We start from the raw sequence: 1,173 nt of genomic DNA, 5'->3' as shown, positions 1-1,173 counted from the left end.
CCTTCTTCGCGATCGTCCTGGTTCCAGCCTGCCACCGTCGCGGCGGCCGTTCCCTGCGGGTCCGGCCGCCGCGTGGGACTCTGGGGGAGAGCGACGACGGACGGGCGGTGTCGGCTCGGCGCGGTGGTCGGTGGTCCGTGAAGGAGGACCTGATGTCGGACGAAGCGTTGATGGGCGACCAGGTGTACCAGCCCGACGGCTCGGAGGTGCAGGACGACGCCGGCCCCTTGGAGCCGGAGGACACCCTGATCGACCGCGGCCTCGAATCGGCGCTCGACGAAGGCTACGCGCCCCCTGAGCGCCCGCTCGCCGTGGAACGCCACGGCATCACCGCGGCGGAGCAGCGCACCCGCGAGAGCCTGGCCCAGCGCCTGGCCGAGGAGCTGCCCGACGTCGCCGCGCCCGACTGGGACGGCATCGGCGACGCCTACGGCACGGACGGTGAGCCGATCGACACCGAGGCGGGCGAGGTCCGCTCCGGCCGGCTGGTCGCCTCCTCCGGCTCGCGCAGCGACCTGATCGCCGAGGACGTCGGCATCTCCGGCGGCGCGGCTAGCGCCGAGGAGGCGGCCATGCACACCACCGACGACCCCGAGGCGCTCATCGACTGAGGCCGCACGGGACGCGGTACGTGCCGGCCGTGCCGGAGCCGTCGGCCGCGTCCGCCGTTTCCGCTGACAGCGCGGCGGCCGTGCGCGAGCATGGGGCGATGCCCGAGACGTCGCATTCCCCCCGCCGGATCGCCGACGACCACGTCGCGCAGGTCGCGGCCCTCGACCCCGCCACCGCCACCAGACTGGGCCTCGGCCCCGAGGACGACCGTCTGCCGGACCTCTCCCCGGAGGGCCACGCGGCGCTCGCCGAACTCTCCCGCCGGACGCTCGCCGTGCTCGACGCCGCCGAGAAGGCGGCCGGGAAGGAGCCGGGCGCGCAGGAGCCCGCCGACCGGGACTGCGCCCGCCTCCTGCGCGAGCGCCTGACCGCCGAACTCGCCGTGCACGACGCCGGTGACGACCTCCTCCAGCTGCGCAACGTCAACTCCCCGCTGCACCGCGTGCGGGGCGTCTTCACCCTGATGCCCACCGACACCGACGAGCACTGGGCCGCCGTCGCCGGCCGCCTGCGCAACCTGCCCGGCACGCTGGACGGTTACCGCGCCACCCTCACCGAGGG

2 protein-coding genes are annotated in these 1,173 nt (G+C 75.3%); both read left to right on the top strand.

What is annotated here, in order from left to right:
- Positions 1-152 precede the first annotated feature (152 nt).
- Positions 153-611 (top strand): DUF5709 domain-containing protein, encoded by a 459-nt coding sequence (locus tag AB0O00_RS40560; RefSeq protein ID WP_363659671.1) that lies wholly within the window; start codon positions 153-155, stop codon positions 609-611.
- Between the two features lie 98 nt (positions 612-709).
- The coding region (locus AB0O00_RS40555; protein WP_363659670.1) for a DUF885 family protein at positions 710-1,173 on the top strand (464 nt) is incomplete at its 3' end.

Origin of the sequence: Kitasatospora sp. NPDC093558 (genome assembly GCF_040683475.1) — a bacterium.
Classification (GTDB): Bacteria; Actinomycetota; Actinomycetes; order Streptomycetales; family Streptomycetaceae; genus Kitasatospora.
Note: the sequence above shows the minus strand (reverse complement) of the source record. Positions and strands in the feature narration are given on the sequence as shown.